Origin of the sequence: Citrobacter sp. Ca225 (genome assembly GCF_030337175.1) — a bacterium.
GTDB lineage: Bacteria > Pseudomonadota > Gammaproteobacteria > Enterobacterales > Enterobacteriaceae > Citrobacter_A > Citrobacter_A amalonaticus.
This window is the reverse complement of record NZ_JAOWCD010000086.1, coordinates 30,448-56,653: the sequence shown is the minus strand read 5'-3', so window position 1 is coordinate 56,653 and position 26,206 is coordinate 30,448. Positions and strand designations below refer to the sequence as shown.

General features: G+C 52.5%; 29 protein-coding genes and 1 other annotated feature. Of the genes, 14 read left to right on the top strand and 15 right to left on the bottom strand.

Annotated features, from left to right (window positions below; all coding sequences use genetic code 11):
• Positions 1 to 273 precede the first annotated feature (273 nt).
• The 3 genes from clpB to rluD all read right to left on the bottom strand — a co-directional run bounded on the left by clpB (position 274) and on the right by rluD (position 4,685).
• Complete coding sequence (gene clpB / locus OGW13_RS15985; protein WP_044255236.1) at positions 274 to 2,847, bottom strand: ATP-dependent chaperone ClpB; 2,574 nt, start codon at positions 2,845 to 2,847, stop codon at positions 274 to 276.
• Between the two features lie 129 nt (positions 2,848 to 2,976).
• The gene (gene yfiH, locus OGW13_RS15980) at positions 2,977 to 3,708 is read right to left on the bottom strand and encodes a purine nucleoside phosphorylase YfiH (protein ID WP_044328069.1); all 732 of its coding nucleotides are present in this window, start codon (positions 3,706 to 3,708) and stop codon (positions 2,977 to 2,979) included.
• Entirely contained in the window at positions 3,705 to 4,685 is a 981-nt protein-coding gene (gene rluD, locus OGW13_RS15975) for a 23S rRNA pseudouridine(1911/1915/1917) synthase RluD (RefSeq protein WP_042999700.1), read from the bottom strand. The genes yfiH and rluD overlap by 4 nt, the downstream gene beginning before the upstream one ends.
• A gap of 131 nt (positions 4,686 to 4,816) precedes the next feature.
• Between rluD and bamD the strand changes: the two genes are divergently transcribed.
• The 4 genes from bamD (at position 4,817) to pheA (ending at position 7,573) form a co-directional block, all read left to right on the top strand.
• Positions 4,817 to 5,554 carry an outer membrane protein assembly factor BamD gene (bamD, locus tag OGW13_RS15970; protein WP_044255229.1) on the top strand — a complete coding sequence of 246 codons (738 nt, stop codon included), beginning with the start codon at positions 4,817 to 4,819 and terminating at the stop codon, positions 5,552 to 5,554.
• Positions 5,555 to 5,824: 270 nt separating this feature from the next.
• Positions 5,825 to 6,163, top strand: a complete 339-nt coding sequence (gene raiA, locus OGW13_RS15965) for a ribosome-associated translation inhibitor RaiA (RefSeq protein ID WP_003031244.1) — start codon at positions 5,825 to 5,827, stop codon at positions 6,161 to 6,163.
• A 102-nt stretch (positions 6,164 to 6,265) separates the two neighbouring features.
• Positions 6,266 to 6,390: a sequence feature (Phe leader region), on the top strand.
• Positions 6,267 to 6,314, top strand: coding sequence for a pheA operon leader peptide PheL (gene pheL / locus OGW13_RS15960; RefSeq protein ID WP_001386991.1), 48 nt, complete (start codon positions 6,267 to 6,269; stop codon positions 6,312 to 6,314). (Overlaps the previous feature by 48 nt.)
• Before the next feature lie 22 nt (positions 6,391 to 6,412).
• Positions 6,413 to 7,573 carry a bifunctional chorismate mutase/prephenate dehydratase gene (gene pheA, locus OGW13_RS15955; protein ID WP_044255225.1) on the top strand — a complete coding sequence of 387 codons (1,161 nt, stop codon included), beginning with the start codon at positions 6,413 to 6,415 and terminating at the stop codon, positions 7,571 to 7,573.
• A gap of 101 nt (positions 7,574 to 7,674) precedes the next feature.
• Here the strand turns inward: pheA and tyrA are convergent, their stop codons facing one another.
• Together tyrA and aroF are read right to left on the bottom strand one after the other, a co-directional pair.
• Positions 7,675 to 8,796: a bifunctional chorismate mutase/prephenate dehydrogenase gene (gene tyrA, locus OGW13_RS15950; RefSeq protein WP_109740568.1), complete on the bottom strand. Its 1,122-nt coding sequence runs from the start codon at positions 8,794 to 8,796 to the stop codon at positions 7,675 to 7,677.
• Positions 8,797 to 8,806: 10 nt separating this feature from the next.
• Positions 8,807 to 9,877, bottom strand: coding sequence for a 3-deoxy-7-phosphoheptulonate synthase AroF (gene aroF, locus OGW13_RS15945; RefSeq protein ID WP_042999696.1), 1,071 nt, complete (start codon positions 9,875 to 9,877; stop codon positions 8,807 to 8,809).
• Positions 9,878 to 10,090: 213 nt separating this feature from the next.
• Here aroF and OGW13_RS15940 point away from each other — a divergent pair, with 213 nt between their 5' ends.
• The 4 genes from OGW13_RS15940 to OGW13_RS15925 all read left to right on the top strand — a co-directional run bounded on the left by OGW13_RS15940 (position 10,091) and on the right by OGW13_RS15925 (position 12,838).
• Positions 10,091 to 10,465 (top strand): DUF2799 domain-containing protein, encoded by a 375-nt coding sequence (locus tag OGW13_RS15940; protein ID WP_042999695.1) that lies wholly within the window; start codon positions 10,091 to 10,093, stop codon positions 10,463 to 10,465.
• A gap of 140 nt (positions 10,466 to 10,605) precedes the next feature.
• A complete protein-coding gene (gene yfiR / locus OGW13_RS15935) occupies positions 10,606 to 11,124 on the top strand; it encodes a regulatory sequestration protein YfiR (protein WP_044255216.1) in 519 nt (172 codons plus the stop codon).
• Positions 11,117 to 12,340, top strand: coding sequence for a diguanylate cyclase DgcN/YfiN (dgcN, locus tag OGW13_RS15930; RefSeq protein WP_042999693.1), 1,224 nt, complete (start codon positions 11,117 to 11,119; stop codon positions 12,338 to 12,340). The genes yfiR and dgcN overlap by 8 nt, the downstream gene beginning before the upstream one ends.
• Positions 12,341 to 12,355: 15 nt before the next feature.
• Positions 12,356 to 12,838 carry an OmpA family protein gene (locus tag OGW13_RS15925; protein ID WP_042999692.1) on the top strand — a complete coding sequence of 161 codons (483 nt, stop codon included), beginning with the start codon at positions 12,356 to 12,358 and terminating at the stop codon, positions 12,836 to 12,838.
• Between the two features lie 3 nt (positions 12,839 to 12,841).
• On the opposite strand, the gene OGW13_RS15920 is transcribed toward OGW13_RS15925, so the two are convergent.
• The 7 genes from OGW13_RS15920 to ffh form a co-directional block, all read right to left on the bottom strand.
• On the bottom strand, positions 12,842 to 14,200 hold the full coding sequence (locus OGW13_RS15920; protein WP_287116276.1) for a PepSY-associated TM helix domain-containing protein: 1,359 nt from the start codon (positions 14,198 to 14,200) through the stop codon (positions 12,842 to 12,844).
• A 56-nt stretch (positions 14,201 to 14,256) separates the two neighbouring features.
• On the bottom strand, positions 14,257 to 14,673 hold the full coding sequence (locus OGW13_RS15915; protein WP_287116275.1) for a DUF2946 domain-containing protein: 417 nt from the start codon (positions 14,671 to 14,673) through the stop codon (positions 14,257 to 14,259).
• A gap of 134 nt (positions 14,674 to 14,807) precedes the next feature.
• Positions 14,808 to 15,155, bottom strand: coding sequence for a 50S ribosomal protein L19 (gene rplS / locus OGW13_RS15910; protein ID WP_012134695.1), 348 nt, complete (start codon positions 15,153 to 15,155; stop codon positions 14,808 to 14,810).
• A 40-nt stretch (positions 15,156 to 15,195) separates the two neighbouring features.
• Entirely contained in the window at positions 15,196 to 15,963 is a 768-nt protein-coding gene (gene trmD, locus OGW13_RS15905) for a tRNA (guanosine(37)-N1)-methyltransferase TrmD (RefSeq protein ID WP_042999689.1), read from the bottom strand.
• 44 nt (positions 15,964 to 16,007) lie between these two features.
• Complete coding sequence (gene rimM / locus OGW13_RS15900) at positions 16,008 to 16,556, bottom strand: ribosome maturation factor RimM (protein ID WP_042325915.1); 549 nt, start codon at positions 16,554 to 16,556, stop codon at positions 16,008 to 16,010.
• 18 nt (positions 16,557 to 16,574) lie between these two features.
• Complete coding sequence (gene rpsP, locus OGW13_RS15895) at positions 16,575 to 16,823, bottom strand: 30S ribosomal protein S16 (RefSeq protein ID WP_042325918.1); 249 nt, start codon at positions 16,821 to 16,823, stop codon at positions 16,575 to 16,577.
• Positions 16,824 to 17,093: 270 nt separating this feature from the next.
• Positions 17,094 to 18,455, bottom strand: coding sequence for a signal recognition particle protein (gene ffh, locus OGW13_RS15890; RefSeq protein ID WP_042325920.1), 1,362 nt, complete (start codon positions 18,453 to 18,455; stop codon positions 17,094 to 17,096).
• A gap of 165 nt (positions 18,456 to 18,620) precedes the next feature.
• On the opposite strand from ffh, the gene OGW13_RS15885 reads away from it, so the two are divergent.
• A complete protein-coding gene (locus OGW13_RS15885) occupies positions 18,621 to 19,412 on the top strand; it encodes a cytochrome C assembly family protein (RefSeq protein ID WP_287116274.1) in 792 nt (263 codons plus the stop codon).
• A 19-nt stretch (positions 19,413 to 19,431) separates the two neighbouring features.
• A complete protein-coding gene (locus OGW13_RS15880; RefSeq protein ID WP_042999686.1) occupies positions 19,432 to 20,718 on the top strand; it encodes an HlyC/CorC family transporter in 1,287 nt (428 codons plus the stop codon).
• An 81-nt stretch (positions 20,719 to 20,799) separates the two neighbouring features.
• On the opposite strand, the gene grpE is transcribed toward OGW13_RS15880, so the two are convergent.
• On the bottom strand, positions 20,800 to 21,393 hold the full coding sequence (gene grpE, locus OGW13_RS15875) for a nucleotide exchange factor GrpE (protein WP_042999685.1): 594 nt from the start codon (positions 21,391 to 21,393) through the stop codon (positions 20,800 to 20,802).
• 122 nt (positions 21,394 to 21,515) lie between these two features.
• Between grpE and nadK the strand changes: the two genes are divergently transcribed.
• The 3 genes from nadK to bamE all read left to right on the top strand — a co-directional run bounded on the left by nadK (position 21,516) and on the right by bamE (position 24,635).
• Positions 21,516 to 22,394, top strand: a complete 879-nt coding sequence (gene nadK, locus OGW13_RS15870) for an NAD(+) kinase (RefSeq protein WP_042325929.1) — start codon at positions 21,516 to 21,518, stop codon at positions 22,392 to 22,394.
• 85 nt (positions 22,395 to 22,479) lie between these two features.
• Entirely contained in the window at positions 22,480 to 24,141 is a 1,662-nt protein-coding gene (gene recN, locus OGW13_RS15865; protein WP_287116272.1) for a DNA repair protein RecN, read from the top strand.
• 149 nt (positions 24,142 to 24,290) lie between these two features.
• Positions 24,291 to 24,635 carry an outer membrane protein assembly factor BamE gene (gene bamE, locus OGW13_RS15860; protein ID WP_044255202.1) on the top strand — a complete coding sequence of 115 codons (345 nt, stop codon included), beginning with the start codon at positions 24,291 to 24,293 and terminating at the stop codon, positions 24,633 to 24,635.
• Between the two features lie 54 nt (positions 24,636 to 24,689).
• Here bamE and OGW13_RS15855 read toward each other — a convergent pair whose 3' ends face one another.
• Positions 24,690 to 24,980, bottom strand: coding sequence for an RnfH family protein (locus OGW13_RS15855; protein ID WP_042999681.1), 291 nt, complete (start codon positions 24,978 to 24,980; stop codon positions 24,690 to 24,692).
• Positions 24,970 to 25,446, bottom strand: coding sequence for a type II toxin-antitoxin system RatA family toxin (locus OGW13_RS15850; RefSeq protein WP_042999680.1), 477 nt, complete (start codon positions 25,444 to 25,446; stop codon positions 24,970 to 24,972). The genes OGW13_RS15855 and OGW13_RS15850 overlap by 11 nt, the downstream gene beginning before the upstream one ends.
• Positions 25,447 to 25,576: 130 nt before the next feature.
• On the opposite strand from OGW13_RS15850, the gene smpB reads away from it, so the two are divergent.
• Positions 25,577 to 26,059, top strand: a complete 483-nt coding sequence (gene smpB / locus OGW13_RS15845; RefSeq protein ID WP_090048647.1) for an SsrA-binding protein SmpB — start codon at positions 25,577 to 25,579, stop codon at positions 26,057 to 26,059.
• The last annotated feature ends 147 nt before the right edge of the window (positions 26,060 to 26,206 follow it).

Here is a 26,206-nt window from a genome sequence, read left to right as displayed (position 1 = left end):
CCCGCTTCAGAGTCAAGCATTTATTTCGCTTTTCTCTGTCGGTGTTCATCACTGGTTTTCACCGGAGAACCCTGCTGACCAGGCGGCTTGCGTGCCGTTGTTCCGTGTCAGTGGAGGCGCATTATAGGGAGTTATTTCTGGCTGACAAGTCAAAAATACAAAAAACTTATCGACTGCTCACTTTCCAGGCAAACCACTCTATAAACCATCATTTTAGCCTGTTTTTTAAACAAAAATGGGCTCCGAAGAGCCCATTAATTATTTCATCAAGAATTACTGTACTGCGACAATCCGATCGTCGTTTACCTCAAGACGAATCGTTTTGCCTGGAATTAACTCTCCAGACAGGATTTGCTGCGCCAGCGGGTTTTCGATCTGCTGCTGGATTGCACGTTTCAACGGACGCGCCCCATACACCGGATCATAACCATTTGCGCTCAGCAGTTTCAGCGCTTCATCAGAGATGTGGATTTCATAGCCACGCTCTTCCAGACGTTTGTACAGACGCTGCAGTTGGATCTGCGCAATAGACGCGATGTGTTGTTCACCCAACGGATGGAATACCACAACCTCATCTATACGGTTGATGAATTCCGGGCGGAAGTTGTGACTCACCACACCTAACACCAGATCTTTCATATGGCTGTAGTCGAGATCGCCAAAGCGTTCCTGAATCAAATCGGAACCCAGGTTAGAGGTCATAATGACCACCGTATTACGGAAGTCGACCGTTCTCCCCTGTCCATCGGTCAGACGACCATCATCCAGTACCTGCAGAAGAATGTTGAACACATCAGGATGCGCTTTCTCAACTTCATCAAGCAGAATAACGGAATAAGGACGACGACGAACCGCTTCTGTCAGGTAGCCACCCTCTTCATAACCGACATATCCCGGAGGCGCACCCACCAGACGTGATACGGAGTGTTTCTCCATAAACTCGGACATGTCGATCCGCACCATCGCATCATCACTGTCAAACATAAAGTTTGCCAGCGCCTTACACAGCTCGGTTTTACCGACCCCGGTTGGGCCGAGGAACAAGAACGAGCCAATCGGGCGGTTTGGATCGGCAAGACCGGCACGGCTACGACGAATCGCATTCGATACGGCTTCGACCGCTTCATTCTGACCGATCACACGGCTATGTAACTCTTGCTCCATACGCAACAGTTTTTCGCGCTCGCCTTCCAGCATTCTCGCGACCGGAATACCGGTCCAGCGCGCTAGCACTTCGGCAATTTCCGCATCCGTCACTTTATTACGCAACAGACGCATGGTTTTACCTTCCGACTGCGTCGCGGCTTCCAGCTGTTTTTCCAGCTCAGGAATTTTACCGTATTGCAGTTCTGACATCCGCGCCAGATCGCCAACACGACGCGCCTGTTCAATAGCAATCTTCGCCTGTTCCAGCTCGGCTTTGATCGTTTGTGTTCCGGAGAGCGACGCTTTTTCCGCTTTCCACTCTTCTTCTAATTCAGAGTACTGACGCTCTTTGTCATCCAGCTCTTCGTTAAGCATATCGAGGCGTTTTTTACTCGCCTCATCAGACTCTTTCATTAACGCCTGCTGCTCCAGCTTGAGCTGGATAATACGGCGGTCGAGTCTGTCCAGTTCTTCCGGCTTAGAGTCAATCTGCATACGGATGCTGGATGCCGCTTCATCGATCAGGTCGATGGCTTTATCCGGCAACTGGCGATCGGCAATGTAACGATGAGACAGCGTGGCGGCCGCGACGATTGCCGGGTCAGTAATCTGCACATGGTGATGCAGTTCATAACGTTCTTTCAGACCACGCAGTATCGCAATGGTATCTTCCACTGACGGCTCAGCCACGAACACTTTCTGGAAACGACGTTCCAGCGCTGCATCTTTTTCGATGTACTGCCGATACTCGTCGAGCGTAGTCGCCCCTACGCAGTGCAGTTCCCCACGCGCCAGCGCCGGTTTCAGCATGTTCCCGGCATCCATTGCGCCATCCGCTTTACCTGCGCCCACCATGGTGTGCAATTCGTCGATAAACAGGATGACATTCCCTTCCTGTTTGGCGAGATCATTGAGTACGCCTTTTAAGCGTTCTTCAAATTCACCACGGTATTTTGCCCCTGCCACCAGTGCGCCCATATCCAGCGCCAGTACGCGACGGCCTTTTAACCCTTCAGGGACTTCACCATTAATGATTCGCTGTGCCAGTCCTTCAACAATCGCCGTTTTACCGACGCCAGGCTCACCGATTAACACCGGGTTATTTTTTGTACGACGCTGCAGAACCTGAATGGTCCGGCGGATCTCTTCATCACGGCCGATAACCGGGTCAAGTTTGCCCTGCTCGGCACGCTCAGTCAGATCGACAGTGTATTTTTTCAAGGCCTGACGTTGGTCTTCAGCCCCCTGGTCGTTCACGCTTTCACCTCCACGCATTTGTTCAATTGCCTGAGTAATATTCGCGGTCGTTGCGCCAGCCGATTTCAGTAAATCGGGCAGTGTGCCACGCGACTCAAGCGCCGCCAGAACGAACAGTTCTGACGAAATAAAGTTGTCCCCTCGCTTTTGCGCCAGCTTGTCGCAAAGATTCAGAACACGCATCAGATCCTGAGAGGGCTGGACGTCGCCGCCAGTGCCTTCCACCTGCGGTAAACGACTCAGCGCCTGATCGATGGCGGTGCGTAACTGTCCGGCATTAATACCGGCAGAGGTTAATAAAGGACGTACCGATCCCCCTTCCTGATTCAGCAAGGCGCTCATTAAATGAAGAGGTTCGATGAATTGGTTGTCGTGCCCCAGTGCGAGCGACTGGGCATCGGCAAGAGCAAGCTGGAATTTGTTAGTAAGACGATCCAGACGCATAACTCCTCCCATAACAGGTCAAATTTGCTACTGGAGATTAAATGAGGTCATCCCTCAATTATTCAAGGTTATTGACCTGAATTATGTGAAAAGAAAATTACACGTACCGGATCGTCTTGATTCTTTAGGTTATATCAGCCAAATAAAACTTGCCATACGCCCCGTGGTCTTGTCGCGACGATAAGAGAAGAAAGTCTCATTTTCACTAAAAGTACAGCGGTCGCCGCCATAAATTTGCTCAACGCCGACATTTGCCAGGCGCTGACGGGCAAGCTGATAAATATTCGCCAGATATTTTTCGCCGTGAGGCTCAAAGGCTTCATGCGCATTAGCCTCTTTGGCGATAAACGCCTCGTGCACCTCAGGTCCGACTTCGAACGCTGCAGGACCAATCGCCGGGCCTAACCAGGCAAGAATATTTTCAGGCTTATCAGCAAAGCAGGCCACCGTCTCTTCCAGTACGCCTTCACATAATCCACGCCAGCCCGCATGGGCTGCCGCCACCTCCGTTCCTGCCCGATTACAAAAGAGTACGGGCAGACAGTCTGCCGTCATTACCGCACAAACGGTACCCGGCGTATTACTGTATGACGCATCCGCCCGTTTAGAGGCGTAAGGCTCGCCGGTCAGCTTCAGGACGTCTTTTCCATGCACCTGTTCCAGCCAGACCGGTTTTGAAGGCAGATTGCCCGCAGCAAACAGGCGTCTGCGGTTCTCTTCGACATGCTCCGGGTTATCGCCACAGTGGGCGCCCAGGTTTAAGGCATCATACGGCGGCAAACTCACACCACCGGTACGGGTCGAACTGCAGGCCGCCACACCGTTCGGCAGAGGCCACTGCGGGACAATAAGCTCACTCATAGCCAGGCCACATCATCCTTATGCTCTTCGAAATCCGCACGCATCGCGTCAATCAGTTCCACCATATCCTGTGGGATCGGCGCATGCCATTCCATTTCGATACCGGAAATCGGGTGATACAGACGCAGCATGGTGGCATGTAGCGCTTGACGGTCGAATTTACGCAATGTCGAGATAAATGCCTCCGACGCGCCTTTCGGCGGACGCGGACGGCCACCGTATACCTGATCGCCCACCAGCGGATGGGTAATATGCGCCATATGCACGCGGATCTGGTGCGTACGTCCGGTCTCCAGACGCAAGCGCAGACGCGTGTGCACACGGAAGTGTTCCATGATGCGATAGTGCGTGACCGCTGGTTTACCCATCGGATGCACCGCCATATGAGTACGCTTCGTCGGGTGACGGCTGATAGGTTCTTCCACCGTGCCGCCAGCCGTCATATGACCGATCGCTACCGCTTCGTATTCACGGGTAATCTCACGCAGTTGCAGCGCTTCCACCAGCCGCGTTTGCGCCGGAACGGTTTTCGCAACCACCATCAGCCCGGTGGTGTCTTTATCCAGGCGATGGACAATACCTGCGCGTGGAACATCAGCAATTGGCGGATAATAATGCAGTAATGCATTCAGAACCGTGCCGTCCGGGTTGCCCGCGCCAGGATGAACAACCAGATCGCGTGGCTTGTTGATAACAATGATGTCATCATCTTCATAAACGATATCCAGTGGGATATCCTGAGGCTCGAAGCGGATTTCTTCATCGATTTCAGCATCGATGGCGACCCGTTCTCCGCCTAACACTTTTTCTTTTGGTTTGTCGCAAAGTTTACCGTTGACCAGCACGCGCCGATCAAGAATCCAATCTTTTATGCGCGATCGCGAATAATCAGGGAACATTTCGGCCAAAGCTTGATCTAAGCGTTGACCGAGTTGATTTTCGGATACCGTTGCGGTGAGTTGTACTCGTTGTGCCATATACAGCTTCTTCGTTTAACGTTGGGTTTTACGGCTTTGCCGTTTAATATAGTGTGCTATTGTAGCTGGTCTTAACCGGGAGCAGGAACAGAGAATCTCCCGTAAAACATTTTGAGGAAAGTCAAAACGTCATGACGCGCATGAAATATCTGGTGGCAGCAGCCACGTTGAGCCTGTTTTTGGCGGGTTGCTCTGGTTCAAAGGAAGAGGTGCCCGATAATCCGCCTAATGAAATCTACGCGACTGCTCAGCAAAAGCTGCAGGACGGTAACTGGAAACAGGCAATAACGCAATTGGAAGCGTTGGATAACCGCTATCCATTTGGTCCTTATTCTCAGCAGGTGCAGTTAGATCTCATCTACGCCTACTACAAAAACGCCGATCTGCCGCTTGCTCAGGCTGCCATCGATCGCTTTATCCGCCTGAATCCAACTCATCCTAACATTGATTATGTCATGTATATGCGTGGCCTGACCAATATGGCGTTAGATGACAGCGCATTACAAGGGTTCTTTGGTGTTGATCGTAGCGACCGTGACCCTCAGCATGCGCGAGCTGCGTTCAATGACTTTTCGAAACTGGTTCGCGGTTATCCAAACAGCCAGTACACCACCGACGCCACCAAACGTCTGGTGTTCCTGAAAGATCGTCTGGCGAAATATGAGTACTCCGTTGCGGATTATTACACTCAGCGCGGTGCATGGGTTGCCGTGGTTAACCGTGTGGAAGGTATGCTGCGCGATTTCCCGGATACGCAGGCAACGCGTGATGCCCTGCCGTTGATGGAAAATGCCTATCGCGAAATGCAGATGACGGCGCAGGCTGACAAAGTGGCGAAGATTATCGCCGCTAACAGCAGCAACACCTGATCGATTTTCAGATGCAAAAACGGCAGCGCTGAGCTGCCGTTTTTTTATCCGTTTCGCGTCGTGGCGCTGATGACTTTTGCGTGACGCAACTCATCAAATATGGCCTGCTTTCTGGCTTTCCTCAAGTTAAAAATCACCTCTTCCTGCGATAACTCACAAAAAGGTACCCTTGACAAAAAGTGACAAAATAATGTGATTTAAATCACACATTTTGACATTAGGAACGGTATGCTGGAATCACCAAGACGGGAAAGACAAGAGGTAAAATTTATGACAATGAACATTACCAGTAAACAAATGGAAATTACTCCGGCAATTCGCCAACATGTCGCAGACCGTCTCGCCAAACTTGAAAAATGGCAAACCCATCTCATTAATCCACATATTATTCTGTCCAAGGAGCCACAGGGTTTCATTGCTGATGCCACCATCAATACACCGAACGGACATCTGGTCGCCAGCGCAAAACACGAAGATATGTATACCGCTATTAACGATTTGATCAACAAGCTGGAACGGCAGCTCAATAAAGTGCAGCACAAAGGCGAAGCCCGTCGTGCAACAACTTCAGTAAAAGACGCCAACTTCGTCGAAGCAGAAGAAGAGTAGTCCCTTACATTGAGTGTATCGCCAACGCGCCTTCGGGCGCGTTTTTTGTTGACAGGGTGAAAACAGTACGGGTACTTTACTGACATCACTTAAGGAAACTGATATGAAACACACTCCGTTCTTCTTCGCATTCTTTTTTACCTTCCCCTGAATGGGAGGCTTTCGTCGTGTGAAAAAGAATGCGAAGACGAACAATAAGGCCTCCCACACCGGGGGGCCTTTTTTATTGATAACAATAAAGGCAACACTATGACATCGGAAAACCCATTACTGGCGCTGCGCGATAAAATCAGCGCGCTGGATGCAAAATTACTGGCGTTACTGGCCGAGCGACGTGGGCTGGCAGTTGAAGTCGGCAAAGCCAAGCTCGAATCCCATCGCCCGGTACGGGATATCGACCGCGAGCGCGATCTCCTGGACAGATTGATTACGCTTGGCAAAGCCCATCATCTGGATGCGCACTACATCACCCGCCTTTTTCAACTCATCATCGAAGACTCCGTTCTCACCCAGCAGGCGCTGCTCCAGCAACATCTGAATAAGATCAACCCGCATTCTGCGCGCGTGGCGTTCCTGGGACCAAAAGGCTCTTACTCACATCTTGCGGCACGTCAGTACGCTGCCCGTCACTTTGAGCAGTTTATTGAGAGCGGTTGTACAAAGTTTGCCGATATCTTTAATCAGGTTGAAACCGGCCAGGCCGATTACGCAGTTGTACCGATTGAAAACACCAGCTCGGGTGGGATTAACGATGTCTACGATCTGCTCCAGCACACCAGTCTCTCCATTGTGGGTGAGATGACGGTGGCTATCGATCACTGCGTGCTGGTTTCCGGTACCACGGACCTCGACACCATTGAGACGGTGTACAGCCACCCGCAGCCGTTCCAGCAGTGCAGCAAGTTCCTCAGTCGTTATCCGCACTGGAAAATTGAGTACACCGAAAGCACATCCGCCGCAATGGAAAAGGTCGCTCAGGCGAACTCTCCGCACGTTGCTGCGCTCGGAAGCGAAGCCGGTGGCGTGCTGCATGGCTTACAGGTTCTTGAACGTATCGAGGCGAATCAGACGCAAAATATCACGCGTTTCATCGTGCTGGCGCGTAAAGCAATCAATGTTTCTGACCAGGTGCCAGCCAAAACAACGCTGCTGATGGCGACAGGACAACAGGCGGGCGCGCTGGTGGAAGCGCTACTGGTGATGCGTAACCACAATCTGATCATGACCAAACTGGAATCCCGCCCCATACACGGCAATCCGTGGGAAGAGATGTTTTATCTCGACATCCAGGCCAATCTGGAATCCCCACAGATGCAGAAGGCGCTCAAGGAGTTGGGCGAGATTACTCGCTCCATGAAGGTGTTGGGTTGCTATCCCAGTGAGAACGTGGTGCCAGTCGATCCGAGCTAACGTGCAACAAGGCCGGAGGGCGTATGCCTGTCCGGCCTGTTGTTTATGTTGCATAGGCTGGATAAGGCACTTTAGCGGCGCTATCCGGCATAATCCTGCCATTACTGTCGACTGTCATTCGCCTGGCGTAACAGCGTACGACTTTCGCTCTGGAAGCGCTTCGCGTAGTCACCGAACCAGTGCTCCACTTTGCGGAAGCTGTCGATAAACGCCTGTTTATCTCCCTGCTCCAGCAAACTGATCGCTTCGCCAAAACGTTTGTAATAGCGCTTAATCAGTGCCAGATTGCTCTCCGACGCCATAATGATATCGGCGTAAAGCTGTGGGTCCTGAGCAAACAGCCGCCCCACCATCGCCAGTTCAAGGCGATAAATCGGAGAAGAGAGCGCCAGCAACTGTTCAAGCTGCACGTTTTCTTCTGCCAGATGTAGACCATAAGCAAAGGTCGCAAAGTGACGAAGCGCCTGAATGAACGCCATGTTCTGATCGTGCTCGACGGCGCTAATACGGTGCAGCCGCGCGCCCCAGACCTGAATCTGCTCCAGGAACCACTGATAAGCTTCCGGATGACGTCCATCGCACCAGACCACCACCTGCTTTGCCAGGCTGCCGCTGTCCGGGCCAAACATCGGGTGCAGACCGAGTACCGGCCCGTCGTGCGTCGCCAGCATTGCCTGTAAAGGACCGTTTTTCACCGACGCCAGATCGACCAGGATACAGTCGGCGGGCAACGGCGGTAATGTTGCGATCACCTGTTCCGTCAGATGGATCGGGACACTCACGATCACCATGCCGGCATCCGCGACGATCTCCTGCGCGCGATCCCAGTCATGCTGTTCGAGGATCCGCACCTGATAACCCGACAGAGTGAGCATTTTCTCGAACAACCGTCCCATCTGACCGCCACCGCCGACAATCACCACCGGGCGCAGCGAAGGACACAGCGTCTTAAACCCTTTATCGTTCTCACTGGAATAGGATTCACGCATCACTCGACGCAGTACGTCTTCAATCAGATCTGGCGGTACGCCGAGCGCTTCCGCTTCGGCTCGGCGCGAAGCCAGCATTGAGGCTTCGCGTTCCGGTACATAAATCGGCAGGCCAAAGCGGCTTTTGACTTCCCCGACCTCTGCCACCAGTTCCAGACGGCGCGCCAGCAAATCCAGCAGCGCCTTGTCTACTTCATCAATTTGATCGCGTAACGCGGTCAATTCAGCAACCATAACGAACCTCTTAAGCCTGGCGCGCCGCCAACTGGCCGTTCAAGTCTTTGTTAATTTCACGCAGTAACGCGTCCGTCATTTCCCAACTGATGCAGGCATCGGTAACGGACACGCCGTACTTCATTTCGCTGCGCGGTTGCTCGGAGGACTGGTTGCCTTCGTGAATATTACTTTCAATCATCAGGCCGATGATTGAGCGGTTGCCATCTTTAATTTGCGCAACCACCGACTCCGCCACGGCAGGCTGACGACGGTAATCTTTATTGGAATTACCATGACTGCAATCTACCATCAGTGACGGCCGCAGTCCCGCCTGTTCCATCTCTTTTTCGCACTGGGCGACATCTGCCGGGCTGTAGTTAGGCGCTTTGCCGCCGCGCAGGATCACATGCCCGTCCGGGTTGCCCTGGGTTTGCAACAGCGCAACCTGACCTGCCTGGTTAATACCGACAAAACGGTGCGATTGCGCCGCCGCGCGCATGGCATTGATCGCCGTCGCCAGGCTGCCGTCGGTGCCGTTTTTGAAGCCCACCGGCATCGACAGACCCGATGCCATTTCACGGTGCGTTTGCGATTCCGTGGTACGCGCGCCAATCGCAGACCAGCTAAACAGATCGCCCAGGTACTGCGGGCTGTTCGGATCCAGCGCTTCCGTCGCCAGCGGCAGTCCCATGTTGACCAGTTCAAGCAGCAGTTGACGCGCAATTTTCAGACCTGCTTCAACGTCAAAAGAGCCATCCATATGAGGATCGTTAATTAACCCTTTCCAGCCAACGGTAGTACGGGGTTTTTCAAAATAGACGCGCATCACCAGATAGAGGCTATCGCTGACCTCTGCGGCAAGGGCTTTAAATCGACGAGCATATTCCAGGGCCGTTTCAGGATCGTGAATGGAGCACGGACCGCACACCACTAACAGACGCGGATCGCGACCGGCAATGATGTTAGAAATGGTTTTGCGGGACTGGGCGATTTGCGCCTCTTGCGCCAGGCTCAGCGGGAATTCCGCTTTAAGTTGTTCCGGGGTCATCAGAACCTGTTCGTCGGTAATATGTACGTTGTTAAGCGCGTCTTTTTGCATGATGGCGATCCTGTTTTAGCTCGTTTGCGATAGTTTTCCTCAGTGAGGATGACGTAACGATAACACAACGAGTAAAGATATCAATCCAAAATACGTAAACATTACGTTACAGAATCGACATTTGTTCGATTTAAAGCCCATCACATCGTACATAATAATTTACACACGGTTATTGTACGGTCCGCTATGCTTTGAAAAACAGGAGAACGAGCAATGACGAGAAGAGTCAGTATCGCAGTCATTTTTCTGCTTAGTGGCTGCCAGATCGATCCTTACACCCACGCGCCAACATGGACCAGTACCAACTGGTATGACGCCGGTATCGAAGATGCAATTTCCGGCGTTGCGGTTAAAGATAATGAAACGCTGGCCGATAGCTTTAACGACCCGGAGGTGGATCGTTCGCAATACCTCAACGGTTATGCAGAAGGTCAGCGTAAAACCTGTCAGCAAAATTTTGTCTATGCCAGAGGCGTAACGGGGAAAACCTTCCCTGCCAGTTGCGATACCGTAGAAAATGCCAGCCAGTTGCGTGAAGCATGGCAACAAGGTGCCGATGAAAATGCTGGCTCAATACGTCTGAATTAATATTTAGTCAGATTTAGCTTAAGGCGTATACGTTAATCTACAAGGTATAATGACGCTCCGCAAAAATAATGCTATTTTGCTTTAAACAAAACATGGATGTATTTTGATGACTGATAAAAGATGCTGGTGAGGAAATCGTTATGTCCGCTTCTCACCGATGCCTGATGCTGCTGGTGCTCTTACTGGCAGGATCGCCAGTTTTTGCAAATGACATCCCTGATGCGGCGAAGAACGTTCGCACCATGGTCTCTGGCATTGTCAGCTATACGCGCTGGCCTGCCCTCTCAGGGCCACCCAGACTGTGTATTTTCTCGTCTTCCCGGTTCGTCAACGTCCTGGGAGACAGCAGTGATACGTCGCTGCCTTATCAACCTGTTATTATTTACACCGAACAAGAAGCATTAACTGCGCGTTGTGATGGTGTTTATTTCGGCAGCGAATCTCCCACTGCTCAGGTTGAATTAGCGAATAAATATCCGTCTAAGGCGTTGTTATTAATTGCAGAACAGAATGCCGAATGCATTATTGGCAGCACCTTTTGTCTGATTATTAACAATAATGATGTCAGATTCGCCGTTAATCTGGATTCCTTGTCACGCAGTGGCGTAAGAGTCAATCCGGATGTATTGATGCTCGCACGGAATAATAAAAATGGATAAGGATCTTTCCCTAACCCCCCGTCCCACATTTAAGCGAGCGTTGCGACGCATCAACATCACCAGCGTGATCGTGACCATGACGTTGATCTGGCTGCTGCTATGTGTGGCCTCGGTGCTGACGTTAAAACAGTATGCGCAAAGGAACCTCGAGCTCACGGCGGCGACAATGACCCATAGTCTGGAAGCTGCGCTGGTATTCGCCGATGATGCCGCCGCCGCAGAAACGCTGGCCGCGCTCGGCCAACAGGGGCAATTTTCCGCCGCTGAGGTTCGCGACAATAATCAGAATGTCATTGCCTCCTGGCGCTACAACGCGCTGGAGAACGACGATAAGCTAGGGGATTTTATTAGTCACTGGCTCTTTCCCTTCCCCGTCGCCCAGCCCGTCTGGCACAGTGGTGAAATTATCGGTGAAGTTCGACTTACCGCACGCGACAGCTTAATCAGCCACTTCATCTGGCTTTCTCTGGCGGTACTTACCGGGTCGATTCTGCTGGCCTCCGGTATTGCCATTTTGCTGACGCGTCACCTGCACCGTGGTGTGGTTGAGGCGCTGCAAAATATCACCGAGGTGGTGCACGATGTGCGTACCAACCGTAACTTCTCCCGCCGCGTCTCTGAAGAGCGGATTGAAGAGTTCCACAATTTTGCCCAGGACTTCAACAGCCTGCTGGATGAAATGGAAGAGTGGCAGCTGCGTTTGCAGGCCAAAAATGCACAATTATTGCGAACGGCGCTGCACGATCCGCTGACCGGGCTGGCAAACCGGGCGGCGTTCCGGAGCAGCATCAGCGCCCTGATGAACGACAATTCTGCCCGTAGCAGCTCAGCGCTTCTGTTTCTTGATGGCGATAACTTCAAATTTATAAATGATACCTGGGGACATGCCGCAGGCGATCGCGTGCTGATTGAAGTCGCCAGACGACTGGCTGAATTTGGCGGCAACCGCCATATTCCTTATCGCCTCGGCGGAGATGAGTTTGCCGTCGTGCTTTACGGCGTCCATTCAGACTATGAAGTCCAGCGAATCAGCGCCGCGCTGTCACAAGAGTTTAATCGTCCTTTTGACCTGCATAACGGGCATTTAGTCAGTATGACACTGAGTATGGGTTACGCGCTGACCTGGGAGCACGCTTCCGCCGAGAAATTACAAGAACTGGCCGATCGTAATATGTATCAGGCTAAACATCAGCGCGCTGTGCGCTCGATAAAATAAAAAAGGAATGCACACATGCTTAAGCGTCTTTTATCCCCATTCATTCTTGCCACACTACTGCTGGCAGGCTGTCAGGCTCCACAGGGCAAATTCACCCCTGAGCAGATAGCAGCCATGCAATCGTACGGATTTACTGAATCCGCGGGAGACTGGTCCCTGGGGCTTTCCGACACTATCCTGTTTGATAAGAATGACTACAAACTGCGTGCGGAAAGCCAGCAGCAGATTCAGTCGATGGCCGCTCGTCTGGCTTCAGTCGGTCTGAATCATGCGCGTATGGATGGGCATACCGATAACTATGGCGAGGACAGCTACAATGAGGCGTTATCACTCAAGCGCGCCAATGTCGTGGCGGACGCGTGGTCAGAAGGTGCGAAGATTCCGCGCACCAATCTGACCACTCAGGGATTAGGGAAAAAATACCCCATCGCCAGCAACCAGTCGGCGAAAGGTCGCGCTGAAAACCGCCGTGTCGCCGTGGTCATCAGCACGCCTTAGTCCTCAGTCGGCTGGCTGCACGATTACCGCGCGTGACGCGTGAACCCAGCGCAGCCAGTCGACCAGCATAAACAGCAGCAGACTCCCCCCCAGCACCGGCATTGCCAGTCCGAGCGTCATCGCCAGTAACCCAACACCTGTACGCCCCCAAACGCTCAACATGAGCCAGCTTTGAACCAGCGTCTGCGCCGGACTGGCTGATGGGCCCGCAGGACGGCGAATCCACCACAGCCGATAACCAATCACGATCATCAGGCAAAGGCCAACGCCAAAACCGATCAGCAGTAATTGGTTCGGCAATCCCAGCAGAATGCCCATATGAAAATCGACGCCCCAGCGCGTCAACTTCGCCATCAGCGGGAAGTCGGCAAATCGGGTATGGTCAGTCACCTGAAGCGTCGTCGGGTCAACGGCAACGGCATCAACCTGCGTAGGCCATCGGCGATCGATTTCCGTTACCGTCCACCCGTGCTGCGCATCCTTCGGCGGACGAATTTCCATCCGAAGCGCATTGAGGCCAGCCGTCTGCGCAGTTTGTAATACGGTATCGAACTGACGGATATTCACCTGAGCCGCAGGCATCTCCCTGCCGCCATGGTGGCCTGCGTGCTCATCATGAAGCGGGCGAGCACCATGAAGTTGAGCGTTAAGCTGTGGCGTCAGCCAGCCAAACGCGGCGCGCATTTTATCCACATTGCCGCCTGCCCACTGCGACCAGGTCAGTCCGGTTGCTGAAAACAGCAGCATTCCGACTAACAACAGCCATCCCAGCGTAACGTGCAAGCGACGGTGGTTTTGAACCGGATTGTTCAACCGGCGCCGGGGTCGCGTTACTGACCAGAGTGTAATACCGCCCAGCGCCGCCACCCACATCCAGGATGCCGCCAGTTCACTGTAGAGACGCCCGACCTCCCCCAACAATAGCGAACGGTGGGCATAATCAATCCACTGCCGCAGCGGCAGGATACCGCTGGTGCCGTACACCGGCATATCGCCTTTCACGGCCAGGGTTACCGGATCGATAAAAATGGCCCGATGTTCAGAAGCCGCCAGCGCAGGGTCGGCAAACATGACGCGCGTTGTATCACCCGGTTCCAGTCCAGGGCGGACGGCGTGCAGGCGCAGGTGCCCGCCGGTCACCTGCTGCGCAATCGCAACCTGTGCCGCCAGTAATTGCGGCTCTCCCTGCGTCGTCCCGTTAAGTGCCTGAGCGTAAATGGCCTCTTCAAGTTGCGGCGTCGCCACATACAACGTGCCGGTCAGTGCGGCAACAAAGATAAATGGCCCGACAAACAGGCCGATGTAGAAATGAAGGCGTCGCAGCAGGGTTATCCATGCCGCGCGCGGTGTGCAGGTTGTCATACTTTTCCTCAGAAAAAGCAAAAGAGTGTCGTGACGCTTATGCGTCAATCTTATTTTCAGTAACAGGAAAGTGAGGACCTGCGCGGCGGCGCGCGCGTATCAGGATACAGCCAGGGGAAGAAATACCAGTGTTTTACGGTCGGACGAGTGGGTTGACATTGCACTCTGAGCAGAACGCCGCAGAGCAGAATCATCATCGCCAGGATAAGGCCTGGAACATGAGCCAGTAATACACAATAGCCACAGGCTTCGCCGTGATCGACAGGTATCGGAACGGAAGGTGAATCACCGTGATGCCCGGTGTGCTTCGCCATCGAACTCATCTCATGATGCATACCCGGCATCGCGCTCATTGGATCTTTTTGCAGTGCAACGGAGATTAGCGGGGCAATGACAATCAGCAGGATCGCAAACAACGCGAGACATGCCGCGTGCCGCTGAAAACCTGACTGACGAAATTTACCGTTATTCACTGTCCCTCCCGCAGAGAACGAGGGGCATTGTAAATGATTTATGAACTGAAGGTTAACGTTGTGAGTGTTACGGAGATAAAAAAGGGCCAGCCAACTGGCCAGCCCTTCTAACAGGATGTCGCCTGAGCGATATCTTAGTTAAGACGCTCTTTGATACGAGCAGCCTTACCAGTACGCTCACGCAGGTAGTACAGTTTAGCTTTACGAACGGCACCACGACGTTTAACAGCAATGCTGTCAACAACCGGAGAGTGAGTCTGGAAGACACGCTCAACGCCTTCGCCGTTGGAAATTTTACGAACAGTGAATGCAGAGTGCAGACCGCGGTTACGAATAGCGATAACCACGCCCTCGAATGCCTGCAGACGTTTTTTGGAACCTTCAACAACCCATACTTTCACTTCCACGGTATCACCCGGACGGAAGGAAGGTACGTCCTGCTTCATCTGCTCTTGTTCAAGTTGCTTAATAATGTTGCTCATAATTTAATCTCTTATCCTGGGTAAACTGATAATCGGGGGCTTACGCCATCCCATCATGTTTATGTTGCTGTTGCGCGTGTTCCGTTTTGAACTCCGCCAGCAACCTTGCTTGCTCTTCAGTCAGAGCCAGGTTTTCCAGAAGTTCAGGTCTTCTAAGCCAGGTGCGACCCAGCGACTGTTTCAAACGCCAGCGACGTATCTCAGCATGGTTTCCTGACAGTAACACTGCCGGGACGTCCATCTCTTCTAACACTTCAGGTCGGGTATAGTGCGGGCAGTCCAGCAATCCATCCGCAAAGGAATCTTCCGTTGCCGATGCCTCATGACCCAGAACCCCCGGAATAAACCGGGAAACGGAGTCAATCAGTACCATTGCCGGTAACTCGCCACCGCTGAGAACGTAATCGCCGATTGACCATTCTTCGTCAATTTCGGTTTGGATCACGCGCTCATCTATGCCTTCGTAGCGACCACAGACCAGAATCAGCTTTTGATTCGTAGCCAGTTCGCTGACGCCTGCTTGATCAAGCTTGCGTCCCTGAGGTGACAGATAAATCACCTTAGCGCCTTCACCCGCCGCGCTTTTTGCTGCATGAATGGCATCCCGTAAGGGTTGTACCATCATTAACATCCCCGGTCCGCCGCCGTAAGGACGATCGTCCACGGTACGGTGCCGGTCATGCGTGAAGTCACGAGGACTCCAGCTCTGGATGTTCAGCAGGCCATTTTTAACAGCCCGGCCAGTTACCCCGTAATCGGTAATTGCACGAAACATTTCTGGAAACAGGCTAACGATACCTATAAACACAAGCCAATCCCCATCACGCCGTCATTTACCGCTTATCCGGTGGTTTAAAAACCAGGATCCCAATCTACTTCGATAGTCCGCGTAGTGAGATCGACTTTCTTGATAACCTGCCCATCGAGGAACGGCACGAGGCGTTCCTTGATACCAAACGCATCTTTCAGGTTTGCCTTAATGACGATGACGTCATTCGATCCGGTTTCCATCATGTCGACGACTTTACCGAGATCGTAGCCTTCAGTGGTCACTACCTGGCAGCCCATCAGGTCTTTCCAGTAGTAGTCACCTTCTTCCAGTTTTGGCAGTTGCGTAGAATCCACGACAATTTCGCAATTGGTCAACAGATTCGCAGCATCCCGATCTTCAACGCCTTTCAGCTTGATGATCAGATCCTGATTGTGGTGCTTCCAGCTTTCCAGCTGTACTTGCTGCCACTGACCCGCCTTCTGGATAAACCAAGGCTGATAGTCAAAAATGCTTTCGGCGTCTTCAGTGGAAGAAAACACTCTGAGCCAACCACGAATACCGTAAGACGATCCCATTTTCCCTAAGACAATCGGGTCCACGGGTGCTTGCGCAGTGAGTTGCTTGCTCATCATGACCACCGTGACAGATTAAGCTGCTTTGCTTACTTCTTTGATCAGCGTAGCAACGCGATCAGAAATGGTCGCGCCCTGGCCAACCCAGTGAGCGATGCGATCCAGATCCAGGCGAGTGCCTTCTTCTTTTTCGCTAGCGATTGGGTTAAAGAAGCCAACGCGCTCAATGAAGCGACCGTTACGTGCGTTACGGCTGTCAGTAACAACAACCTGGTAGAACGGACGCTTTTTAGCGCCGTGACGAGCTAAACGAATAGTTACCATAACATCCTCTTGTGTGAATAAAACAACCGGGCCCCATCGAGGAACGGAGCCCGGTGTCATATTAAAAGCCCGAAAATTTTACTGATTTCTGGGGAAATTGCAATCAGCATCTTGATGCTGGACAGTAAACAAGGGATAGAAGATGTATATCGGTGAAGCCAGTTTCGTTCCGGCGTGCGCGCAAAAAGCGGAGCGTACACGTAGTACGTGAGCATTTCGAGCACACCCCGGAACTAAAATGGCAAACAAGATAGCCTTATACCCTTGTTTTTAGCGACCAGGGAATCCTGGCGGCATCATCCCTTTCATACTTCGCATCATTTTGGCCATTCCGCCCTTCTTCATCTTCTTCATCATGCGCTGCATGTCGTCGAACTGTTTCAGAAGGCGGTTAACGTCCTGCACCTGCATACCGCAGCCTTGTGCGATACGGCGTTTACGGGACCCTTTGATGATTTCCGGCTTCGCGCGCTCTTTCAGCGTCATCGAGTTGATGATCGCCTCCATGCGCACCAGCACTTTGTCATCCATCTGTGACTTCACGTTGTCCGGGATCTGCCCCATGCCCGGCAGCTTGCCCATCAGGCTCGCCATGCCGCCCATGTTTTTCATCTGGCGCAGCTGTTCCAGAAAGTCGGTCAGATCAAAACCGTCGCCCTTTTTCAGTTTCGTCGCCAGCTTCTCAGCCTGCGCGCGGTCAACTTTGCTTTCGATATCTTCGATCAGCGACAGCACGTCGCCCATGCCGAGAATACGTGACGCGATACGATCCGGATGGAACGGCTCCAGCGCCTCGGTTTTCTCGCCAACGCCGAGGAATTTGATCGGCTTGCCGGTGATGTGACGAATAGAGAGCGCAGCACCGCCACGGGCGTCACCATCAACTTTAGTCAGCACCACGCCGGTCAGCGGCAGCGCTTCATTGAACGCCTTCGCGGTATTCGCCGCATCCTGACCGGTCATCGCATCGACCACAAACAGGGTTTCTACCGGATTGATAGAAGCATGGACCTGCTTGATTTCGTCCATCATCGCTTCATCAACGTGCAGACGACCGGCGGTATCCACCAGCAGCACGTCGTAGAATTTGAGTTTGGCTTCTTTCAGCGCCGCGTTAACGATATCGACCGGCTTCTGGCCGACATCCGACGGGAAGAAATCAACGCCAACCTGCTCGGCCAGCGTTTCCAGTTGTTTGATCGCCGCAGGGCGATATACGTCAGCGGAGACGACCAGCACTTTCTTCTTGTGCTTTTCGCGCAGGAACTTACCCAGCTTACCGACGCTGGTGGTTTTACCCGCACCCTGCAAGCCCGCCATCAGCACCACGGCTGGCGGCTGCGCAGCCAGATTCAGGCTCTGGTTCTCTTCGCCCATCGCCGCCACGAGTTCGTTACGGACAATCTTGACGAACTCCTGCCCTGGCGTCAGGCTCTTGTTAACTTCATGCCCAACCGCTTTCTCTTTTACGCGATTGATAAACTCTCGCACTACCGGCAGCGCAACGTCAGCCTCCAGCAGCGCCATGCGCACTTCGCGCAGCGTCTCTTTAACGTTGTCTTCAGTAAGGCGTCCGCGGCCACTGATATTGCGCAGCGTGCGCGACAAACGATCGGTTAAATTATCAAACATTGTCTCTCGCCTGGGGTGGAAACGGTTGGTCGCTCAAGCGACACATGAACAGAATTTTGTCGCAGTATAACATGAAGCCGTCTTTGTTGTTATGCAACGGTTGGAGCCGCGGTCACGTAACGCTATACTGCTTCTCTTTCTCACTGGCCAACTGTCGACACCACTATGCCCGTTTTTGCTTTGCTCTCCCTTGTCGCCTATTCCGTCAGCCTCGCGCTGATCGTCCCCGCTCTGCTGCAAAAAAACAGCGGCTGGCGGCGTATGGCCATTCTTTCTGCGGTTGTCGCGCTGGTGTGTCACGCCATTGCGCTTGAAGCCCGCATTCTGCCGGGTGGTGATAGCGGACAAAACCTGAGCCTGCTGAACGTCGGTTCGCTGGTCAGCCTGATGATCTGTACGGTGATGACGATTGTCGCCTCGCGCAACCGTGGCTGGCTACTGTTGCCAGTGGTGTATGCCTTCGCGCTGATCAATCTGGCCTTCGCGACCTTTATGCCGAACGAGTTCATCACCCACCTTGAAGCCACGCCGGGAATGATGGTCCACATCGGGTTGTCGCTGTTCTCTTATGCGACACTCATTATCGCCGCACTGTACGCGCTGCAACTGGCGTGGATCGACTATCAGCTTAAAAACAAAAAGCTGGCATTCAATAATGAAATGCCGCCGCTGATGAGCATCGAACGCAAGATGTTCCACATCACGCAGATTGGCGTGGTCCTGCTGACGCTCACCCTGTGTACCGGCCTGTTTTACATGCACAATCTGTTCAGCATGGAAAATATCGACAAAGCGGTGCTCTCGATCATCGCATGGTTTGTCTATATTGTTCTGTTGTGGGGACATTATCATGAAGGCTGGCGTGGTCGTCGTGTTGTGTGGTTTAACGTCGCAGGCGCCGGGATCCTGACGCTGGCTTATTTCGGTAGCCGGATATTGCAGCAGTTTGTCAGCTAAGCCTTAAAGGAGGCGCCCCCTGGAACACATCTCCACCACCACGCTGATCGTTACATTGATCGTCATGGTGGTTATCTCCGCTTATTTTTCCGGTTCCGAAACCGGAATGATGACCCTGAATCGCTATCGCTTACGCCACCTTGCCAAACAAGGGAACCGTCCGGCAAAGCGTGTTGAAAAGCTGCTGCGTAAGCCCGATCGCCTGATAAGCCTGGTACTAATTGGTAATAACCTGGTCAATATTCTTGCTTCGGCCATCGGCACCATTGTCGGTATGCGTTTGTATGGCGATGCGGGCGTTGCCATCGCCACCGGCGTGCTGACCTTCGTCGTGCTGGTGTTTGCTGAAGTTCTGCCAAAAACCATTGCAGCGCTGTACCCGGAAAAGGTGGCCTATCCCAGCAGCTTCCTGTTGGCGCCGTTACAGATTCTGATGATGCCGTTGGTCTGGTTGCTCAACACTATCACCCGATTACTGATGCGCATGATGGGCATTAAAACCGATATCGTCATCAGCGGTTCGTTGAGTAAAGATGAGTTACGAACCCTCGTGAATGAATCCCGCTCGCAAATTTCCCGGCGCAACCAGGACATGCTGCTGTCAGTGCTCGATCTGGAAAAGGTCAGCGTGGATGACATCATGGTGCCGCGCAGTGAAATTATGGGAATTGATATCAATGACGACTGGAAGTCCATCGTGCGTCAGCTATCGCACTCGCCGCACGGGCGTATTGTGTTGTACCGTGACTCGCTGGATGACGCTATCAGCATGCTGCGCGTTCGCGAAGCCTGGCGGTTAATGTCGGAAAAGAAAGAGTTCACCAAAGAGACCATGCTGCGCGCCGCCGATGAGATTTACTTCGTCCCGGAGGGCACGCCACTCAGCACACAGCTCATCAAATTTCAGCGTAATAAAAAGAAAGTCGGCCTGGTGGTCAATGAATATGGCGATATTCAGGGGCTGGTCACGGTGGAAGATATTCTTGAAGAGATTGTCGGCGACTTTACCACCTCGATGTCACCTACGCTGGCTGAGGAAGTGACGCCGCAAAATGACGGTTCGGTGATTATCGATGGCAGCGCCAACGTGCGGGAAATTAACAAAGCGTTTAACTGGCATCTGCCGGAAGACGACGCGCGTACGGTAAATGGCGTGATTCTGGAAGCACTGGAAGAGATCCCGATTGCGGGCACTCGCGTGCGCATCGGTCAATATGATATCGATATTCTCGACGTCCAGGAGAATATGATTAAACAGGTCAAAGTGTTGCCCGTTAAACCGCTGCGGGAGAGTGTCGCGGAGTAATGAAAACGGCCCACCGGTTTTCCAGTGGGCCGTAGGCCGGATAAACATCAGCGCCATCCGGCAATATAAATAGCCGAAAGATTAACCTTTCGCTTTCGCAACGGTCACCATCGCCGCGCGGATCGTACGACCGTTTAGCGTATAGCCTTTCTGCATAATACCCAGCACGTTGCCCGGCGCGATGTCTTCAGACTCGACCATCGCAATCGCCTGATGCACGTTCGGATCCAGCGCAACGTTCGTCTCAGCAATCACTTCAACGCCAAACTTGCGCACCACATCCAGCATCGATTTCAGGGTCAGTTCGATCCCTTCCACCATAGGCTTCATATCCGGATTGGCTTTGTCCGCCACTTCCAGCGCGCGATCCAGGCTATCAATCACCGGCAGCAGTTCATTGACGAATTTCTCCAGCGCGAACTTGTGTGCCTTCTCAACGTCCAGTTCGGTACGGCGACGCAGGTTTTCCATTTCCGCTTTTATGCGCAACACCGCATCACGTTCACGGGTCTGAGCTTCAGTAAGCTGCGCTTCCAGATTCGCAATTTTTTCATCGCGCGGATCCACCTGCTCAGCAGAAGCGTCTGATTCAACCGCCTCAACTTCTTCGTGCTGATCCATGATAATTTCTTCCGGGGCTTGCCCCTCAGGCGTTTTCTGTTCTTTACTACTCATGAATTTCTCCGCGTTTTTTTCGCATTCATCTCGCTAACTTCGCTTATTATGGGGATCAGATTCAGGGTTTCAAGGGAAGCACTCACATTGTCATCAATCTTCGTCACAAGGACCTCGAAAAAATGAATAATCATTTCAAGTGTATCGGCATTGTGGGACACCCTCGTCACCCCACGGCACTCACGACACATGAAATGCTCTACCGCTGGTTATGCACGAAAGGGTATGAGGTCATTGTTGAGCAACAAATCGCTCACGAGTTGCAGTTGAAGAATGTGAAAATTGGCACCCTGGCGGAGATTGGCCAGCAGGCAGACCTCGCGGTGGTTGTCGGCGGTGATGGCAATATGCTGGGTGCGGCGCGAACGCTGGCGCGATACGATATCAAAGTGATCGGTATCAACCGTGGGAACCTCGGCTTTCTGACTGACCTTGACCCCGATAACGCGCAGCAACAGCTCGCCGACGTGCTGGAAGGTCATTACGTCGCGGAAAAACGCTTTCTGCTGGAAGCACAGGTGTGTCAGAAGGACTGCCAGAAGCGTATCAGTACCGCCATTAACGAAGTGGTGCTGCATCCCGGCAAAGTCGCGCATATGATTGAGTTTGAAGTCTATATTGACGAAAGCTTTGCCTTCTCTCAGCGTTCCGATGGCCTGATCATCTCAACGCCTACCGGTTCCACCGCCTATTCCCTCTCCGCCGGCGGGCCGATTCTGACCCCGTCGCTTGATGCCATCACGCTGGTGCCGATGTTCCCGCACACCCTTTCTGCGCGCCCGCTGGTCATCAACAGCAGCAGCACTATTCGGTTGCGCTTCTCGCACCGCCGTAACGATCTCGAAATCAGTTGTGACAGTCAGATCGCGTTGCCGATCCAGGAAGGTGAAGATGTACTGATCCGCCGCTGTGACTATCACCTGAATCTCATCCACCCTAAAGATTATAGTTATTTCAATACATTAAGTACCAAATTAGGCTGGTCAAAAAAATTATTCTAATTTAACACCAACCTCTTTACTGTATAAAAAACCAGTTTATACTGTATGTAATTACAGTTATGGTTTTTCATACAGGAAAACGATTATGTTGGCACAACTGACCATCAGCAATTTTGCTATCGTTCGTGAACTTGAGATCGATTTTCAGAGCGGAATGACCGTCATCACCGGTGAAACCGGGGCGGGTAAATCTATTGCAATTGATGCGCTCGGCTTGTGCCTTGGTGGCCGTGCTGAAGCCGACATGGTCCGGGCCGGCGCCAGCCGTGCTGACCTGTGCGCCCGTTTTTCGCTGAAGGATACCCCTGCCGCCCTGCGCTGGCTGGAAGAAAACCAGCTTGAAGAAGGACGTGAGTGTTTACTTCGCCGCGTGATCAGCAGCGACGGGCGCTCCCGTGGTTTTATCAACGGGACTGCGGTTCCCCTCTCTCAGCTTCGCGAACTGGGACAACTGCTCATTCAAATTCACGGCCAGCACGCGCATCAGTTGCTGACCAAAGCTGAACACCAAAAATCCTTGCTTGATGGCTACGCGAATGAATCCGTGCGGGTGCAGGATATGGCTGCGCGTTACCAACTCTGGCACCAGAGCTGCCGTGATTTAGCACATCACCAGCAGCTGAGTCAGGAACGTGCCGCTCGTGCGGAACTGCTGCAATATCAGCTTAAAGAGCTGAATGAATTTAACCCGCAGCCGGGTGAGTTTGAACAGATTGATGAAGAGTACAAGCGCCTGGCCAACAGCGGCCAGCTTCTCTCCACCAGCCAGAATGCGCTGTCGCTGATGGCAGACGGTGAAGACGTTAACCTACAAAGTCAGCTCTATACCGCAAAGCAACTGGTTAGTGAACTGGTCGGTATGGACGGTAAGCTCTCAGGCATTCTTGATATGCTGGAAGAGGCAACGATTCAACTCACGGAAGCCAGTGACGAACTACGCCACTATTGCGATCGCCTGGATTTAGACCCTAATCGCCTGTTCGAACTGGAACAGCGTATCTCGAAGCAAATTTCGCTGGGCCGTAAACACCACGTCAGTCCGGAAGCGCTGCCACAGTATTACCAGTCGTTACTGGAGGAACAACAGCAGCTAGACGATCAGGCCGACTCGCTGGAAACGTTGACTCTGGCCGTGAACAAACACCGCCAGCAGGCGCTGGAAGCAGCGAAAGCGCTGCATGAGCAACGTCAGCACTATGCCCAGGAACTGAGTACCCTCATTACCGAGAGTATGCACTCACTCTCTATGCCACACGGCCGTTTCACTATCGACGTGGCGTTTGATGAGCACCATCTGAGCCAGGACGGCGCAGACCGCGTCGAGTTTAAAGTGACAACTAACCCAGGCCAGCCGATGCAGCCGATTGCCAAAGTGGCCTCCGGTGGGGAACTGTCGCGTATTGCTCTCGCCATTCAGGTGATTACCGCACGTAAGATGGAAACCCCAGCGCTGATTTTCGATGAAGTCGATGTCGGCATCAGTGGTCCAACAGCCGCAGTGGTCGGGAAATTGCTGCGTCAGCTCGGTGAGTCAACACAAGTGATGTGCGTCACGCACCTTCCACAAGTGGCGGGATGCGGTCATCAGCACTTTTTTGTCAGTAAAGAGACCGACGGCGAAATGACCGAAACGCACATGCAACCACTGGATAAACGCGCACGGTTGCAGGAGCTGGCGCGCCTGCTGGGCGGCAGCGAAGTAACGCGCAACACCCTAGCAAATGCGAAAGAACTGCTGGCAGCGTAAACTTTTTTGCACCTTAACGGTCAGAGTAGACAACAAAAACGCCGTCGGACCCGTAAGCAAAAGGTTTTAAAGTGGTGAAAGGTCTATTATCATCGGCATATTACATATGAGCCACGTACTGCTCGGGCCCGAAAAGGAATCAAATCACTATGCGCTGTAAAACGCTGACTGCTGCCGCAGCAGTATTATTGATGTTGACCGCAGGCTGTTCCACTCTGGAGCGAGTGGTTTACCGCCCTGATATCAACCAGGGGAACTATCTGACCGCGAACGATGTAGCCAAAATTCGTGTGGGCATGACGCAACAACAGGTTGCCTATGCGCTGGGTACGCCGATGATGTCTGATCCGTTTGGCACCAACACCTGGTTCTATGTGTTCCGTCAACAGCCGGGCCATGAAGGTGTTACGCAGCAAACGCTGACGTTAACCTTCAACAGCAGCGGTGTATTGACCAATATCGATAACAAGCCTTCGTTGACCAACAACCCGTAAGCTTGTCTTCAGATAACAAAAAAGGTGCTCTGAGAGCACCTTTTTTGTTATCTGCTATTTTTTTGCCGATTTCTCTGCCCGCTGTCTGCGCAACTCTTTCGGATCGGCAATCAGTGGTCGGTAAATTTCTACCCGATCGCCATCCTGTAATACATCCGCCAGCTTGACCGGACGGCTGTAAATACCGACTTTGTTTTTCGTCAGGTCGATATCGGTTCGCAATTCCAGCAGCCCCGACGCGCGGATAGCCTCTTCGACCGTTGCCCCCGGCTGCAACGTCACCGGTTGCAGGTACTGTTTCTCAGGCAGCGCATAGGCCACCTCAACGACAATCTTAGGCGACACGGTAGACCTCTTTGGCTCGAACCGTAAAAGCCTGCACCATATTGGATGCCAGCTCTTTGAATATACGGCCAAACGCCAGCTCGATCAGCTTATTGGTAAACTCGAAATCGAGATGAAACTCAATGCGGCAGGCATCCGTACTCAGCGGCGTAAATTTCCAGCCACCAATCAATTTTTTGAACGGACCGTCGACCAGATGCATCAAGATACTCTGGTTACTGGTTAACTGATTTCGCGTGGTGAACGTCTTGCTGATCCCCGCCTTAGAGACATCCACTGCGGCCGTCATCTGTCCTGGCGTAGACTCGAGAACACGGCTGCCGGTACAACCCGGTAAAAACTGGGGATAGGACTGAACATCATTCACTAACTGATACATCTGTTCCGCACTGTAAGGGACTAACGCGGTTCGACTAATCTGCGGCATAGCTCTTTCCATCAACAAAAATCGAACAAATAATACCATTTATCACAAGGTAAAAAAAACGCTATCCCACAACAGGGTACAACCACGTTCATGTTAAGATATCTCCTTGCGCCCCAAAGGATGAAATGGGGTGTTTTTCGATTCCAGATTACCTATACTGAGCGGCACTATGACGAAGAAAAAAGCACACAAACCTGGCTCAGCCACCATCGCGCTCAACAAGCGCGCGCGACACGAATACTTTATCGAAGAAGAGTTCGAAGCGGGACTCGCTCTGCAAGGGTGGGAAGTGAAATCCCTGCGCGCCGGTAAAGCCAACATCAGCGACAGCTATGTGATCCTGAAAGACGGCGAAGCGTACCTGTTCGGCGCTAACTTTACGCCGATGGCGGTGGCCTCCACGCACGTGGTGTGCGATCCCACTCGCACCCGTAAACTGCTGTTGAATCAGCGTGAACTTGATTCCCTGTATGGTCGCGTGAATCGTGAAGGCTACACTGTTGTCGCCCTTTCTCTGTACTGGAAGAATGCCTGGTGCAAGGTCAAAATTGGCGTAGCGAAGGGTAAGAAACAGCACGACAAACGTTCCGACCTGAAAGAACGTGAATGGCAACTGGATAAAGCGCGCATTATGAAAAATGCCGGACGCTAACGATGTTATTATGTGACCTGCCTCGCATTTGAGGTAGGTCATCATTATTTACCTGTTGAATCTCCAAAAATATATTCTCTCCTTTATTATTTCTATTTCCCCGAAACGTAAAACTGATAAGAATATATCTTCAACCCTATTCATATT